Source organism: Pelagibius litoralis, assembly GCF_011683915.1.
Taxonomy (GTDB): domain Bacteria; phylum Pseudomonadota; class Alphaproteobacteria; order Kiloniellales; family Kiloniellaceae; genus Pelagibius; species Pelagibius litoralis.
Map to the genome: position 1 here is coordinate 50737 of NZ_JAAQPH010000028.1, position 15229 is coordinate 65965.

The following is a 15229-nucleotide window of genomic DNA, read 5'->3' on the forward strand; positions in this document are numbered from 1 at the left end:
CCCACCTATAAGAGAGCGCCCGCGTCCCAAAGGGAAGTACAACGCGGTGCGCAGCAAAGGATCGCCTTGAACATGCTTCTCGTTACCGGCGGCGCCGGTTTCATCGGTTCCAACCTGGTTGCCGCCCTGGCGGAGCGCGGCGAAGCGGTCGTCGTCTGCGACCGCCTGGGCCAGGGCGACAAGTGGCGCAACCTGGCGCACCACGAGATCGAAGACGTAATCCCGCCGGAAGAACTGCCGGAGTTCCTGCGCTGGGCCGAGGGCCGGCTGAAGGGCGTGTTCCACATGGGCGCCATCTCGGCGACGACCGAAAACGACGGCGACGCCCTGATGGCCAACAACTTTCGCCTCTCAAAGGTGTTCTGGGATCACTGCACGCGTGAAGAGATCCCTTTCATCTACGCCTCCTCGGCGGCGACCTATGGCGACGGCGCCCTGGGCTTCGACGACGACAGCGCCCGCGGCTACCTCGCCGGCCTACGCCCGCTCAACGGCTACGGCTGGAGCAAGCACCTCTTCGACCGCTGGGTCATGCGCCGGCTGGCCGCGGAAGCGCCGGCACCGAAGCAGTGGGCGGGCCTGAAGTTCTTCAACGTCTACGGCCCCAACGAGTATCATAAGGGTGGCCAGGCCAGCGTCGCCTTCCACCTGTTCGGACAACTCAGCCGCGGCGAAGGCGCCAAGCTGTTCCAGTCGCACCATCCGGACTACGCCGACGGCGGGCAGCTGCGCGACTTCATCTGGGTCGACGACTGCGTCGCGGTGATGCTCTGGCTCTACGACAACCCGGCGGTCAGCGGCCTGTTCAATGTCGGCACCGGCAAGGCGCGCAGCTTTGCCGACCTGGCGCGCGCGGTCTTCGCCGCCATGGAGCAGCCGGAGAACATCAGCTACGTGCCGACGCCCGAAGCAATCCGCGACAAGTACCAGTACTTTACCGAAGCGACGATGGCGCGCCTGCGCGCCGCCGGCTACGAGAAGCCCTTCACCGAACTGGAAGAAGGCGTTGCCCGCTACGTGAAGGACTTCCTCGTCAAACCCGACCCCTACCGCTGAGGCTCCATGGCCGAAACCCTGTCCCCCACTTTCCTGGTTCTGCAGCACCCGAATTTCGACCAGGTGGCCTTCAGTATCTGGATCTTCGACGTGCGCTGGTACGCCCTGGCCTACATCGCCGGGCTGCTGCTGGCCTGGCTGTACTGCCGCTGGATGACCAAGCTGCCGCCGCGGCGCCTGAAGCCCATCGACTTCGACGACTTCCTGCTCTGGGCGACCCTGGGCGTGGTGCTCGGCGGGCGGCTCGGCTACGTGCTGTTCTACAAACCCGGCTACTACCTGCAGAACCCGCTTGAGATCCTGGTGATCTGGCAGGGTGGCATGAGTTTTCACGGCGGCATGTTGGGGGTGCTGGCGGCGATCCTGCTGTTCACCCGCAGCCGCGGCGTCAGCTATTTCACCCTGTCGGATATCGTCGGTGCCGCCACGCCGATCGGGCTCTGCCTCGGGCGCATCGCCAACTTCGTCAACGGCGAGCTCTACGGGCGCGCCGCCGACGCCTCGACGCTGCCCTGGGCCATGATCTTCCCCCATCCCGGCGCCGGCCCGATCGCCCGCCATCCGAGCCAGATTTACGAGGCGCTGCTGGAGGGCGTACTGCTGTTCATCATCCTCTACATCATGGTGCGGCGTGGCGCCCTGCAGCGCACCGGTCTGGTCTCCGGCGTCTTTATGATGGGTTACGCCGTCACCCGCAGCACGGCGGAGCTGTTTCGCGAACCCGATGACTTCCTCGGCTTCATCGTCGAGGGCATCACCATGGGCCAGCTGCTGTCCTTCCCCATGTTCCTCGTCGGCCTGATCGTAACGGTCTGGGCCCTGCGCCGCCGGGCTTAGGACAGAGTACCCGCCATGCCGCTGATCGACGAAATAGTGAAACGGATCGAGCGGCAGGGCCCGCTCAGCATTGCCGACTACATGGCGCTCTGCCTGACCCATCCGACCGAGGGTTACTACATGAAGGGCGATCCCTTCGGCGCGCCCAGGGCAACCGGCGATGACTTCGGGGGCGACTTCGTGACCGCGCCGGAAATCAGTCAGATGTTCGGCGAACTGATCGGCCTCTGGCTCGCCGACTGCTGGCTGCGCCTGGGCAGCCCGTCGCCCTGCCTGCTGGTCGAACTGGGGCCCGGGCGCGGCACCCTGATGGCCGATGTATTGCGCGCCTGCCGTGCCGTGCCCGACTTTCTCGAAGCGGCCGATATCCAACTGGTGGAGGTCAGCCCCAGCCTGCGGCGGATCCAGCGGGAAAATCTTCCCGGCCAGGCGGTGACCTGGATCGACTCGCTCGCCGAACTGCCCGACGCCCCCTTCCTGCTGGTCGCCAACGAATTCTTCGACGCCCTGGCGATCCGCCAGTTCGAGAAGACCGCGGCGGGCTGGGCCGAACGCCGGGTGGGACTGGCAGAGAACGGCCGGTCCCTGGCCTTCGGCCTGGCCGCGGCGAGCCCGGTGAACGCCGCCTTGATCCCCGACAACCTGCGCAGTGCCGAGACCGGCAGCATCGTCGAACTCTGCCCCGCCGGCCTCAGCCTGGCGGCCTTTCTCGGCGCGCGGCTGGCCCATCAGCCCGGCGCGGCCCTGGTCATCGACTACGGCGCCGCCGAATCGCAGATCGGACCGACGCTCCAGGCCTTGCGCCAGCATCGCCGCCAGGATGTTTTGCAGGCCCCGGGACAGGCCGATCTGACCGCCCATGTCGACTTCCATAGCCTGGCCGCCGCCGCCAGTGCCGCCGGCGCCAGGGCTTTCGGGCCGGTGGATCAGGGGGCTTTTCTCCAGACCCTGGGGATCGAGACCCGGGCCGCTCATCTGGCCGCAGCGGCACCGGCGCAGGCCGCGTCGATCAAGGCGGCCCGGCACCGTCTGGTCGACCCGGCGGAGATGGGCAGCCTGTTCAAAGCCCTGGCCCTGGTAAGCCCGGTCGATCTGGCGCCGGACCTCACACCACCCGCCGGCTTCGCGGTGGACTGAACGGCAGCCGACCGAACGCAAGGTGCAATCGCCCCCTATCGCCGACAGATCGGCAAGGTTAAAGTCCCAGCCATGCTGACCATTGCTGCCCTCAACGAGGTTCCCTCCGTCCGCCATGCCTTCTTCTCGCGCAACGGCGGGGTGAGCGAGGGGCTCTTCACCAGCCTGAACTGCGGCTACGGCTCCGGTGACGACAAGGCCCATGTGAGCGAAAACCGCCAGCGCGCCATGGCCCGGATCGAGCTGGAGGGCGAACGGCTGGTGACCGCCTATCAGGTGCATTCCCCCGATGTCGTCGAGGTGACCACGCCCTGGGCCCGCGAAGATGCCCCCAAGGCAGACGCCATGGTGACCCGCCAGCGCGGCGTGGCGCTGGGCATCCTGACCGCCGACTGCGTGCCCGTGCTGCTGGCCGACCCGGAGGCCGGGGTGGTGGGTGCCGCACACGCCGGCTGGAAAGGCGCCATCGACGGCGTGCTGGAGGCGACCGTCGCCGCCATGGCCGTGCTGGGCGCCGACCCGGCACGCATCCTGGCCGGGATCGGCCCGGCAATCTCACAGCGCTCCTATGAAGTCGGGCCGGAATTCCCGCGCCCCTTCCTGGAGCAGGACCCGCGTAATGCGGACTTCTTCTGCCCGGGCAAGCGCGAGGGACATTCGCATTTCGACCTCAAGGGCTATGTCGCCCGCCGGCTGGGCGGCGCCGGTCTGGCAGCGATCCAGACCCTGCCCTGCGATACCTGCGCCGAGGACAGCCGATTCTTCAGCTATCGCCGCGCCTGTCACCGCCAGGAGCCGGACTACGGCCGCGGCCTCTCGGCGATCTATCTGGAACCCTAGACCGTGCCCCACATGACCATCTTCGTGATGTTCCTGCTGCTGGGCCTGCTGGCCAGCTGCTTTTTCATCTAGATCGGATCATGTTTTGACGGAACCACTTCGTGGTTTCGACAAAACATGTGAATCCGATCGACATCAAGCAGTTAGAGCAGATTCACCGGGTTGATGGATCGCTTTCAGCGATTCCATCCAACCCGGATCTGCTCTAGGCGGCGGCAAAAACACAGCCTGAAAGAGAATTTCAGAGAGACTCGCTCGCCTTTTTTGAAAGCCTGTGCGGCTGGGCAATTATGACGGTCCAAGGACATTTACAGGGCGGAAAGGCGTTGATATGGTCCCGCCGCCCGGGCCAGGGAGAAAGATAGAGTCGAGGGGAACGCCGGATCGCCAGTGGATCGGCGGTGGATCGGCAGTCTTCTCTCCCGCGCCCGCCAATCCGCGCCGTGCCAAAAGCCCAGCTAGGGGTATTGTTGATGAAAATTATGACCGGAAACAGCAATCGGCCGCTGGCCGAGGCGATTTCCGCTTTCCTGAACCTGGAGCTGACCAAGGCCAGCGTGCGCCGCTTCTCGGATATGGAGGTCTTCGTCGAGATCGGCGAGAACGTGCGCGGCGAGGATGTCTTCGTCATCCAGTCCACCTCTTATCCGGCCAACGACAACCTGATGGAGCTGCTGGTCGCCATGGATGCGCTGAAGCGGGCCTCCGCCAGGCGGATCACGGCGGTCCTGCCCTACTTCGGCTACGCCCGCCAGGACCGCAAATCGGCACCGCGGACCCCCATTTCCGCCAAGCTGGTTGCCAATCTGATCACCTCCGCCGGGGCCGACCGGGTCCTGACGCTGGAGCTGCATGCCGGTCAGATTCAGGGCTTTTTCGACATTCCGACGGATAATCTCTTCGGTACGCCGGTCTTTACCCAGGACATCATGGGGCGCTACGGCAAGGATAACCTGACCGTTGTCTCGCCCGACGTGGGCGGCGTGGTCCGCGCCCGGGCCATCGCCAAACCGCTTGACGCGGACCTTGCGATCATCGATAAGCGCCGCGAACGTGCCGGGGTCTCCGAGGTGATGAACATCATCGGCGACGTGAAGGGCCGCCGCTGCATCCTGGTGGACGACATCGTGGATTCAGCAGGCACCCTCTGCAATGCCGCCGCCGCCCTGATGCAGGAGGGCGCCACGGCGGTTTCGGCCTATGTGACCCATGGGGTGCTTTCCGGCGGGGCCGTGGCGCGGGTCAGCTCGTCTCCCTTGGAGGAGCTGGTCATGACGGACAGCATTCAGGCGACCGAGGCGGTGCGGGTGGCACAGAACATCCGCCAGATCTCCATCGCCCCGCTGATCGGCGATGCCATGCAGCGGATCAGCGACGAGCGCTCGGTTTCGAGCCTCTTCAATGTCCCGGCGGTGTAGCCCCGGGCTTTAAGGTTTCGGCCCTGATCGGCCGCTGGAAGTTTTGATTTTCGTGTATTCCGACGCCGGCACCCCTGGAGGCCGGGTCGGGCAAGCGGGCCGCGGCTCACTAAGCCAAAGCCTTTATGCCTCTTTTCTTAAGGGGCTTTCTCGCAAGGAGAGACAGTGATGTCTGACGTTGTTGAACTGCCCGCCGACGAGCGGGAACGGGCCGGGAAGGGGCCAGCCCGGGCAGCACGTCGCGCCGGCCAAGTGCCCGGCGTGATCTATGGTGCCAAAAAGGACCCCATCATGATTGCCGTCCAGAACAAGCAGTTGAACAAGCTGCTGCACAGCGGCGGTTTCTTTTCGACCCTGTTCGACGTGAAGGTCGGCAGCAAGTCGGAACGCGTTCTGCCGCGTGACGTGCAGTTCGACCCGGTCACCGACCAACCGGTGCACGTCGACTTCCTGCGCGTCTCGGCCGCGACCAGCGTCAACGTCGAAGTGGCTGTGAACTTCCTCAATGAGAAGGACTGCCCGGGCCTGACCGAGGGTGGCGTGCTGAACGTGGTGCGCTACGAGATCGAGCTTGCCTGCCGTGCGGATACCATTCCGCAGCAGATCGATATCGATCTGACCGGCCTGCAGGTCGGCGACGGCATTCACATCTCCATGGTCAAGCTGCCGGACGGCGTGGAGCCGACGATCACCGACCGCGACTTCACCATCGCCACCATCGCCGCACCGACCGTCGTGACCGAGGAAGCTGCGGAAGCAGCAGCCGAGGCTGCAGCGGCCGAAGGCGAGGGCGAAGGCGAAGGCAGTGAGGAAGCAAAGTCGGAAGACGAGAGCGGCGACAGCTAGGTCAGCTCTCTCTGGTAAGCGTTACGGGAGGCCCGAATGCTGTTGCTTGTCGGGCTCGGCAATCCGGGCCCCCGCCACGCGCAGAACCGGCACAACATCGGCTTTATGGCGGTGGACGAGATCGTCCGCCGCCATTCCTTTGCGCCGTGGCGCAAGCGTTTCCAGGCGGAAACCGCCGAAGGCCGGCTGGGCCGGGTGAAGACCCTGGCGATGAAGCCGCAGACCTACATGAACGAGTCCGGCCGTGCCGTAGGCGAAGCCCTGCGCTTTTTCAAGCTGGAGCCGGAGCAGGTCGTGGTGCTCTACGACGAGATCGACCTGGCGCCGAACAAGCTGCGGGTGAAGTGCGGCGGCGGTACCGGCGGCCACAACGGCATCCGCAGCATCGAGGCCCACATCGGCAAAGAGTTCTGGCGCGTGCGCCTTGGCGTCGGCCATCCCGGCCAGAAAGAGCTGGTCCACGGCCATGTGCTGAACGACTTCGCCAAGGCCGATCAGCCCTGGGTCGAGACGCTGCTGGACGCCGTCGCCATCGAGATCCCCAGCCTCGCCGAGGGCGACGCCCCCCGCTTCATGTCGCGGGTCGCCGAGACCATCAACCCGCCCCGCCCAAAGCCGCCGCGGCCGAAGCAAAAAGCGGCGGAGACCGATCAAGAGTCCAAGGGCGACGCACCGCCCTCCACAGAAAGCAGCTGAGCCATGGGATTTAACTGCGGCATCGTCGGCCTGCCCAACGTCGGCAAGTCGACCCTGTTCAACGCCCTGACCGAAACCGCCGCCGCCGAGGCGGCGAATTATCCCTTTTGCACCATCGAGCCCAATGTCGGCCGGGTGCCGGTACCGGACCCGCGCCTCGACCGGCTGACGGAGATCGGCAAGTCCGCCAAGGAGATCCCGACCTTTCTGGAGTTCGTGGACATTGCCGGGCTGGTGCGCGGCGCCTCCAAGGGCGAAGGCCTTGGCAACCAGTTCCTGGCCAACATCCGCGAGGTCGACGCCATCGTCCACGTGCTGCGCTGCTTCGACGGCGAGGTAACCCATGTTGACGGTTCGGTCGATCCGATCCGCGATGCCGAGACAGTGGAAACCGAACTGCTGCTGGCCGATCTGGAGTCCGCCGAAAAGCAGCGCGATGCCGCCATCAAGCGGGCCCGCGGCAATGACAAGGAAGCCAAGGAACGTCTGGCGGTGCTGGAGCCGGTGATCGAAGCGCTGGAGGCCGGCCGGCCGGCGCGCAGCGTGACCCTCAGCGACGATCAGCTGCCGGCCTTCCGTCAGTTGCAGCTCCTGACCGCCAAGCCGGTGCTCTATGCCGCCAACGTAGACGAGGAAAGCGCCGCCACCGGCAACGCCTACTCGGCCAAGGTGGCCGCGCGGGCAGAGGCGGAGGGCGGCGCCTGCGTTGTGATCTCCGCGGCCATCGAGGCCGAGGTCGCGGCGCTGGAGGACCCGGCGGAAAAGCGCGAGTTCCTGGAAACCCTGGGCCTGGAGGAGACCGGCCTGGCGCGCATCATCCGCGCCGGCTACGGCCTGCTCGACCTGATCACCTTTTTCACCGTGGGTCCGAAGGAGGCCCGCGCCTGGACGGTGCGCCGTGCCAGCCGCGCGCCCCAGGCCGCCGGCGTCATCCACACCGATTTCGAGCGCGGCTTCATCCGCGCCGAAACCATCGCCTACGACGACTTCGTCGCCTTGAACGGCGAACAGGGCGCCAAGGATGCCGGCAAGATGCGCGCCGAAGGCAAGGACTACGTGGTCAAGGACGGCGACGTCTTCCACTTCCGCTTCAACGTCTGAGGTCGCGCTGGCCGGACAGGTACCCTGTGTGAGGCCCTCCCCTGCAAGATGCCGGCTGCAAAAACGGGCCGCCCCGTGGGAGCGGGACGGCCCGGTAGAGCACGCTCAGCCCTGGCTGGCCGAGGGTCCGCGAAGGTAGCGCTTCAGCGACGCGGGCAACGCCGCGAGGCCCCGGTCGAGCGCGAACAGGCGGCCGCCGTTCAGGACGGCAAGCACCCCTGCCCCGGCCAGCAGCCCGAACTCCCGCTTCACGGAGTTGAAGTAGCCGATCACACTGCCGGCGTCCGGCAGCTTGCCGGCAATCACCACGACCAGCACCGCCCCGGCCGCCGCCGCGAAGTATCGCGTGCCGAGCCCACCCAGCAGGCCCAGACCGATGACCGCCAGGACAACAGCGGGCATGCCGTAGCTGGTGATCTTGTCGAAGCCGTGGAAGAAACCACCGACCAGGAACACCGCCGCCAGAGACAGCCGCAGGAGCAGTGCCAGCGGCTCCCAATTGCGGCCCAGCGCGGCCGGCAAACCGAAACGCCGCGCATCCAGGCTCCAGGCGCCCGGCCCCAGGTTATAGAGCGCGAAGAAGAACCCGGAGAGCGCAATGTCGCGGATCTGCACCATTGCCGCGGGCGATTGGTAGGTAGTGGCGACAGGATCGACGCCGGGCGTGGTAACCACCGGCAGAGAGACCACAAAGCTCCACAGCAGCAGCGCCCAGAGCACGGCCAGCGGGCGGACCAGAAGGCCGACGATCAGCATGAGACCGGCGACCAGTTCGAAAGCCGAGAGCAGCGTGAGAAAACTCCACGGCGTGACGAAGGCAGGGAGCCCGCCGTCAAAAAGCCAGTCCAAAAAGGTCTGGTTGATATAGCCGGCGGGGCCGACGTATTCGGTCACGATGGCCTCGGCCTTCGCAGGCGTCAGCAGCCTTTCCAGTTTGGCGATGCCGCCGATGACGAAGACGAGGCCCAAACCGATGCGCAGCGCCAAAGCGGCCCGCGCCTGAACAGCCGCATCCTGCGGCGAGAATTGAGAGAACATGGGTGAGATATCCTAAACCGATAAGTTCGAAAGACCGGCACCGGCCCTTATGCGGGAACGGACGGAACGGTCACGGGTAGCAAGATCGGATCAGGAGGGTTTCGGCGGCGGCGGATCGAGGTTGATCTTGATTCCACGCCCCTTGCGCTGATGCGCCAGCGCGGGTGTCGAATCATCGCGTTGCGGAACCATAGCAGCCAGGGCGGAGAAAACGGCCGCGGGACAGGAAACCGGGATACAGGTCTCACTGGCCGCCGGCTCGGCACAAGCGGTGCAGGCGGCCGCAGTTGCCGCGCCAAGGTCCTGCCAGCCGGTCCCGGCGTGCGCGGAAGGGTCGCTCGACACCAGGACGGCGACGGCGATCATCACGACGGCAAACTGGTGTGCCAAAAATCGAAGCACGCGACTCTCTTGCTGAAAAGCGACCGCTCGGATGTGGTCTTCCGAAGTAGATTTATCAATCCAACATGCAGCAAATAGTTGTGACAAATCTGGCCCCGGCGCGACGAAGCGGAGGCCGATGCGGCGACAAAGGGGGGATGCACCGGCAAGGGGACTGAGGCATGATCTGCCGCCCTGTTGTCGCAGGGAGGCTGGATATCCATCGAACAAAACCAAACGAGGGTAAGATCATGGGCGAACACCTCACACTGACCGCCGGCGACGGGCACACCCTGGGCGCTTACGTCGCACGGCCTCGCGGTCCGGCAAAGGGCGGCCTTGTGGTGGTGCAGGAGATTTTCGGGGTGAACAGCCACATCCGCGCGGTGACCGACGGCTTTGCGGCGGAGGGTTACCTTGCGGTGGCCCCTGCCCTCTTCGACCGCATCCGCCCGGGCATCGAACTGGGCTACAACGAGGCGGATGTCGCCGAGGGCCGGGCGCTACGCCCTCAGGTCGGCTGGGACGCCACGGTCCTTGACGTCGCCGCCGCCATGGCCCTGGCGGCGGAAGCCGGCAAGGTCGGTGTCGTCGGCTATTGCTGGGGCGGTTCGGTCGCCTGGCTGGCCGCCACCCGGCTGAAGCCCGCCGCCGCGGTCGGTTACTACGGCGGGCACATCCACGAGTTCGCCGCCGAAAAACCCGCCTGTCCGGTGATGCTGCATTTCGGCGAAGAGGACGCCGGCATTCCCCCGGAGAACGTGGCGGTGGTGCGCGCCGCCCAGCCCGGCGTCGAGATCCATCTCTATCCCGGCGCCGGTCACGGATTCAGCTGCGATCAGCGTGGCTCCTATCACGCGGAAAGCACCGCTTTGGCCCGTGGGCGCAGCCTCGCTTTCCTGGAACCCCTACTCGCCTGACGCAGCGGACGGCTTGGCCGGGCTGCCGTAGCGGTCAGTTGAGCGTGATGGTGCTGCCGTCCGCGCGAACGATTTCCCGGGCATAGACCTCGGGCCGGAAATAGTTGACCAGATCGTCGTCGACGAAGCCCGTGACCGACACCTGTTCGCCGACGTCGACCATCACCCGGTTGCGCCAGCCGATGTAGACGCGCACGCTGCCCGTGTCGTCGCGCAAGCGGAACTCGTCTTCATCCAGAATTCGGACCACCTCGCCGGCCAAGGTAACGCTTGCGCCGCGCTGGATATCGCCGATCTTGGTGACCTCCTTGGCAAAGGTGGTCGGCGCCGCAAGGCCGAAAACGAGTAACACAACAGCTGTTGCCGGCAGGAACTTCATCATTCGGATCTCCTTCGAAGCTGGAATCGGTGCCTCATACGAGCACCGGTCCGGCAGATATTGGATAGATAAAGAAGATCAAAAGGGCTTAGTTGATAGTAATAAACGATCATGAGATGAACCCTTCGTCAGCGCCCTGCTCTGCCGACGCCGCCAGCGTCGCGCCGCCGCTCCTCACATCGTCCGGGGTAGAATGGGTGCTAGACCGCCTGTCGGGAGGCCGGAAACTCGGCCAGAGGCAGGCCGACGCGGGCTGCGGGAAAACACACGGTCACGGTGGTGCCGCGACCGACCGCGCTTTCAAGCTCCAGCCCGCCGCCATGAAGCTCGGCCAGGGATTTGCTCAGGGGAAGCCCGAGCCCGGTGCCGCCATGGCCGCGGCTGAAGGCGCCGTTCACCTGGCCGAACTGCGACAGGACGACGGGAATATCGGCGGCCGCGATACCGATACCGGTGTCGGCAACCTGAAAAACGAAACCGCCGTCGGTGCCGTGAAAGGCGCGCAGCGTCACCTGACCGCCCGCAGCGGTGAACTTGATCGCGTTGGTCGTCAGGTTGACCAGGATCTGTTTCACCTTGCGCGAATCCGCATGCAGCAGCGGCAGGCCGTCCGGAAGATCGGATACCAGCGCGACGCCCCCCTCGCGCGCCCTATGGCGCAACAGGGTCAGAACCGAGGCGACCATGTCGGGAACATCGATGACCGCCGTGTGAACCTCCGCCGAACCGGACTCGACCTTCGACAGATCAAGGATGTCGTTGATCACGTCGAGCAGATGCTTGCCGGAATTATGGATATCGTTCGAATAGTCGCGATACCGCGCACTGCTGACGGCGATGCGGTTTTCATCCTTCATCATTTCAGAAAAGCCGATGATGGCGTTCAGCGGCGTGCGCAGTTCGTGGCTCATATTGGCGAGAAAGTCGGATTTCGCGCGGCTCGCGGCATCGGCCTGATCACGCGTGATCGCCAGGTGCGCGGCGGCGCGCGCCAGCGCCGCCTTCTGGACCTCCAGCTTGCACTGCACCGTCTCAAGTTCCGTCACCCGGACCTGCAAGGCAGCCCGGCTGTCCTTCAGCGCCTCCTCAGATCGGTGCGCTGCCGTGAAAATCCCCCCGATCTTCACCACACCGATCAGCATCAAAGCCGAGATGATCAGGGCGAAGATCTCCGCCGTCAGATCGATCGAGAAAGACGTATCCCCCGCGATGTAACGAAGCAGGGTGATAGACCGCCGACCGCCCATCAACACCAGGGCCACGGCGATGATGACCCAGGCAACACGCCAGCCGGTGACCCGCGTAAGGAGCAACGCCTTGGCGGCGGCGGTAAACTGCAGAAGAAGCGAGAGCCCCAGAACCAACGGTGTCATTCAGCGACCATTCCCCAACCGGAGGAAGGGTGAGAGCCAGGCCTGCCCGGCCCTCACCCAATAGACTTTCCCACAAATCTCACACCCAGAAGTAAACAAACTATCATGATCGTTTAGTAAGTGAACCGGTAAAATTGTATTTTTTCAACGCGCCTTGCCTGATAGGGGATAATATTCCTCTGAAATGACATCGCATCCCCGGGATGGTGGCGATGGCATTCCCGTCAGAGGGGCGACGCCCCGCAAGCGGTCTCCTTCAACTCGGTCAGGCAGCCTGGCGGCGCGTTCAAGCTGCCGTAACGTTCATAGGCCTGCAGAAGGCAGATCAAAGCCCCCAGGTTCGAGGAATCCTCCACGACGCGGTTCTGTTGTGGCATCAGTCTTGCTCCCGTCTGTCCACTATCCCGGGCCGCGGCGCCGCCATCGACGCCGCGGTCCCGAGGGCTAAACCAGTCAGGCGGCCGTTTCAGCGGCATCGGCCGTGACCTTCGGAAAATCGATGTCGGTCTGCGCGACGTGGTTCACATAATTGGTGAGCAGGTTCAGGGCGACGGTGGTGACGATCTCCACAGCGGCGGCATCGTCGTATCCGGCCTGCCGCAGGGCCGCCAGATCATCATCGCCGACAAGGCCGCGCTTGCGGGTAACCGCCGCGGCAAAGTCCAGCGCTGCGGCCAGCTTGGCGTCGCCGGAACGGCCGCGCAGATTGTCCGCCAGCTCCGCGGCGCCAATGCCCAGGCTGCCGCCAATCGCGGTGTGGGCGGAGGCGCAGTAGTCACAGGCGTTCTCGCCGGCCACCGTCAGGGCGATCGATTCGCGGGTCCTGGAATCCAATCCGGCACCGCCCAAAGCCTGGCTGAAGGCGAGATAGGCCTCCAGCGCCGCCGGTGATGCGCCCAGGGTGCGCAGCAGATTGGGAACCACGCCCAGTTTCTTCTGCACCCCGTCAAAGAGGGCCTTGGTCTTGCCTTCGGCGGTGGCGGGATCGATGGCTTGCAATCGGGACATGTCTGTTCTCCTTGGTGATGGCGCCGTAAGCGCCTGTTTTCTGTCTTCCGTGCCGCTTCGGGTTGCGGCGACCAATGATAAATAGACAGACCTGTCTGTATATCAAGACAGAAACCAATCACAGAGCTGTGAGAATCTTAGTACTCTTGATGCCGGAAGCCAAAAGAGCGATATACGGACAGACCTGTATAGCTATCGAAGAGAAACGATCATGCCCGCCAGCCGCCGGGAGCATCTGTTGGATACCGCGATCGACCTGTTTTCCGAACAGGGATACCGGGCGACGGGAATCGACACCATCCTGGCCAAGGCCGGCGTGGCCAAGATGACGCTCTACAATCACTTCAAGTCCAAAGACGAGCTGATTCTGGCGGCGTTGCGGCGCGTCGACGAGCGCACCCGGGCCCATTTCGCCGAAGAAATCAGCCGGCGCGGCGCCACGCCCGAGGATCGATTAAGGGCTGTTTTCGACGACCTCGAGCGCTGGTTTGCCGATCCGGCCTTCAACGGCTGCCTCTTCATCAAGGCGGCGGCCGACTATCCCGACGCGCGCGACCCGATCCACGCCCTGGCGGCGGAGCACAAACGCCTGATCCGGCAATTTCTGGAAGGCTTGGCCCGCGAGGCCGCCGCGCGGGATCCGGCGGGCCTGGCCCAGCAGCTTCAGCTGCTGTTCGACGGCGCCACCGTTCAGGCACAGGTTTGCGGCGGTACAGAAGCAGCCTTGCAGGCCAGAACTGCCGCGGAAACCTTGATCCAAGCCGCTATCCGGCCACTGCCCCAAAGCTGACGGCGGTTGTCAGGCCCGTCCGAAGGGCTTATCTGCTGGGTATGGCGAAAATTGCCGGCCTCTTCATCGTCGCCATCCTGCTTGCCGCCTGCGCCGGGCCGCAGCCCAGCCTCTATGCGCCCAAGGAGAGCCGCGACGGCTATGCCGAAGAAACGCTGCCGAAGGGGCTCTACCGGGTCAGTTTCCAGGGCAACCGGGTGACATCCCGCCAAAAAACCGAGACCTACGCCCTCTTTCGGGCCGCGGAACTGACCCTGGAACTGGGCGCCGAGGCCTTTGTCGTGCATGACAAGTTCACCGAACGCCTGACCAAGGTGACGCGCGAGCGCGCCTATGGCCCCTGGGGTTATCCGCGCTACGGACGCTATCACCGGCGGCCCTACGGCTATGGCGCCACCAGCGTGGTCGAAAGTGAGACGACCACCTTCGTGACGACGCTGACCGTGGAGCCTTACAGCGGCCCCCAGCCCGAAGATGGTTTTCAGGCCCACGATGCCCGCGCTGTCCTGACCCGCCTGGCCGCGCAAATCGTCCGTCCCTCCACTGAGCAAACACCCTAACGACCCGGAAACACGCAGATGTGACCGCCGAACGGCAAAAAGGCGGGTTATTTCTTTCCTCGCTCAACGATTGTCACGGATGAATCGAGCCTGTTCGTGCGTTTATTCTTTTCATGCCTTTACGCGTTGCCGAAACATCAAAGCAGGCCAGCAGGATAACCAGGCGGCCAAAACAATCATCGACCCATGAAGGAGTTCCCTTGTGACTAAACTGTTTTCGGTCTGCCTTGCCCTGGCCCTCTTCGCCGCGCCCCTCATTGGCGGGCCTCTGGCGCTGTCAGCTTCCGCAGAGGCCGCCGACGGCCTGATCGTCAAGAAAAGCAGTCACTCGGTTTCCGACACCATCGACCGGCTGGAAGCAATCCTGAAGGAAAAGGGCCTGACCGTCTTTGCCAAGGTCGATCACCAGGCCGGCGCGCAAAAAGCCGGGCTGGAGCTGCGCCCCACCATGCTGCTGATTTTCGGCAATCCCAAGCTGGGCACGCCGCTGATGCAGAGCGGCCAGAGCATCGCCATCGACCTGCCGCAGAAGGCCCTGGCATATGAAGACGCCGCAGGCGACGTCTACCTGGCCTACAACGACCCGGCCTATCTCTCCGGCCGCCACGCCATCGCCGACCGCGCAGAGGTCTTCAAGAAGATCACCGGCGCGCTCGGCGCCTTCACCGACGCCGCGGTGAAGTAGCGTCCGCCCCACACACCGCCGTCATACTCGGGCTTGACCCACTGGTGTCCGGTTAAGACTAGGCCCACTGGAGGACCATCTGATCGGGGTTGATCGGAGGCTCTGGATCGGACTGGATCAGGCGGTCGATGCGCTTTCGGTGCATGAGATTGGCGCGGACGAGG

Annotated in this window: 18 protein-coding genes; 12 read left to right on the plus strand and 6 right to left on the minus strand. The window is 64.7% G+C overall.

Annotation, left to right across the window (positions count from 1 at the left end; translation table 11 throughout):
• The first annotated feature begins 72 nt into the window (after nt 1-72).
• The 8 genes from rfaD to ychF all read left to right on the plus strand — a co-directional run bounded on the left by rfaD (nt 73) and on the right by ychF (nt 7931).
• A complete protein-coding gene (gene rfaD, locus HBA54_RS25415; protein ID WP_167230378.1) occupies nt 73-1056 on the plus strand; it encodes an ADP-glyceromanno-heptose 6-epimerase in 984 nt (327 codons plus the stop codon).
• Between the two features lie 6 nt (nt 1057-1062).
• On the plus strand, nt 1063-1893 hold the full coding sequence (gene lgt / locus HBA54_RS25420; protein WP_167230381.1) for a prolipoprotein diacylglyceryl transferase: 831 nt from the start codon (nt 1063-1065) through the stop codon (nt 1891-1893).
• A gap of 15 nt (nt 1894-1908) precedes the next feature.
• Complete coding sequence (locus HBA54_RS25425) at nt 1909-3030, plus strand: class I SAM-dependent methyltransferase (protein ID WP_167230384.1); 1122 nt, start codon at nt 1909-1911, stop codon at nt 3028-3030.
• A 72-nt stretch (nt 3031-3102) separates the two neighbouring features.
• A complete protein-coding gene (gene pgeF / locus HBA54_RS25430) occupies nt 3103-3870 on the plus strand; it encodes a peptidoglycan editing factor PgeF (RefSeq protein ID WP_167230387.1) in 768 nt (255 codons plus the stop codon).
• A gap of 473 nt (nt 3871-4343) precedes the next feature.
• Entirely contained in the window at nt 4344-5288 is a 945-nt protein-coding gene (locus HBA54_RS25435) for a ribose-phosphate pyrophosphokinase (protein ID WP_167230389.1), read from the plus strand.
• Nucleotides 5289-5456: 168 nt separating this feature from the next.
• Nucleotides 5457-6134, plus strand: coding sequence for a 50S ribosomal protein L25/general stress protein Ctc (locus HBA54_RS25440; RefSeq protein WP_167230392.1), 678 nt, complete (start codon nt 5457-5459; stop codon nt 6132-6134).
• A gap of 36 nt (nt 6135-6170) precedes the next feature.
• Nucleotides 6171-6830 (plus strand): aminoacyl-tRNA hydrolase, encoded by a 660-nt coding sequence (pth, locus tag HBA54_RS25445; protein ID WP_167230395.1) that lies wholly within the window; start codon nt 6171-6173, stop codon nt 6828-6830.
• A 3-nt stretch (nt 6831-6833) separates the two neighbouring features.
• Nucleotides 6834-7931, plus strand: a complete 1098-nt coding sequence (ychF, locus tag HBA54_RS25450) for a redox-regulated ATPase YchF (protein WP_167230398.1) — start codon at nt 6834-6836, stop codon at nt 7929-7931.
• A gap of 105 nt (nt 7932-8036) precedes the next feature.
• Here the strand turns inward: ychF and HBA54_RS25455 are convergent, their stop codons facing one another.
• Nucleotides 8037-8969, minus strand: coding sequence for a DoxX family protein (locus HBA54_RS25455; protein ID WP_167230401.1), 933 nt, complete (start codon nt 8967-8969; stop codon nt 8037-8039).
• 90 nt (nt 8970-9059) lie between these two features.
• Nucleotides 9060-9371 (minus strand): hypothetical protein, encoded by a 312-nt coding sequence (locus HBA54_RS25460; RefSeq protein ID WP_167230404.1) that lies wholly within the window; start codon nt 9369-9371, stop codon nt 9060-9062.
• A 230-nt stretch (nt 9372-9601) separates the two neighbouring features.
• On the opposite strand from HBA54_RS25460, the gene HBA54_RS25465 reads away from it, so the two are divergent.
• Complete coding sequence (locus HBA54_RS25465; RefSeq protein WP_167230407.1) at nt 9602-10270, plus strand: dienelactone hydrolase family protein; 669 nt, start codon at nt 9602-9604, stop codon at nt 10268-10270.
• Nucleotides 10271-10304: 34 nt separating this feature from the next.
• On the opposite strand, the gene HBA54_RS25470 is transcribed toward HBA54_RS25465, so the two are convergent.
• The 4 genes from HBA54_RS25470 to HBA54_RS25485 form a co-directional block, all read right to left on the minus strand.
• Nucleotides 10305-10652, minus strand: a complete 348-nt coding sequence (locus tag HBA54_RS25470) for a NirD/YgiW/YdeI family stress tolerance protein (protein ID WP_205944912.1) — start codon at nt 10650-10652, stop codon at nt 10305-10307.
• Between the two features lie 197 nt (nt 10653-10849).
• Nucleotides 10850-12022, minus strand: coding sequence for a sensor histidine kinase (locus HBA54_RS25475; RefSeq protein WP_167230409.1), 1173 nt, complete (start codon nt 12020-12022; stop codon nt 10850-10852).
• 224 nt (nt 12023-12246) lie between these two features.
• Nucleotides 12247-12399: a hypothetical protein gene (locus tag HBA54_RS25480; RefSeq protein ID WP_167230411.1), complete on the minus strand. Its 153-nt coding sequence runs from the start codon at nt 12397-12399 to the stop codon at nt 12247-12249.
• A gap of 76 nt (nt 12400-12475) precedes the next feature.
• Nucleotides 12476-13030 carry a carboxymuconolactone decarboxylase family protein gene (locus HBA54_RS25485; RefSeq protein ID WP_167230413.1) on the minus strand — a complete coding sequence of 185 codons (555 nt, stop codon included), beginning with the start codon at nt 13028-13030 and terminating at the stop codon, nt 12476-12478.
• 211 nt (nt 13031-13241) lie between these two features.
• Between HBA54_RS25485 and HBA54_RS25490 the strand changes: the two genes are divergently transcribed.
• From HBA54_RS25490 to HBA54_RS25500, 3 genes are all read left to right on the plus strand, one after another.
• Complete coding sequence (locus HBA54_RS25490) at nt 13242-13820, plus strand: TetR/AcrR family transcriptional regulator (protein WP_167230415.1); 579 nt, start codon at nt 13242-13244, stop codon at nt 13818-13820.
• A 41-nt stretch (nt 13821-13861) separates the two neighbouring features.
• On the plus strand, nt 13862-14380 hold the full coding sequence (locus tag HBA54_RS25495) for a CC0125/CC1285 family lipoprotein (RefSeq protein WP_167230417.1): 519 nt from the start codon (nt 13862-13864) through the stop codon (nt 14378-14380).
• 202 nt (nt 14381-14582) lie between these two features.
• Nucleotides 14583-15065 carry a DUF302 domain-containing protein gene (locus HBA54_RS25500; protein WP_322096118.1) on the plus strand — a complete coding sequence of 161 codons (483 nt, stop codon included), beginning with the start codon at nt 14583-14585 and terminating at the stop codon, nt 15063-15065.
• The last annotated feature ends 164 nt before the right edge of the window (nt 15066-15229 follow it).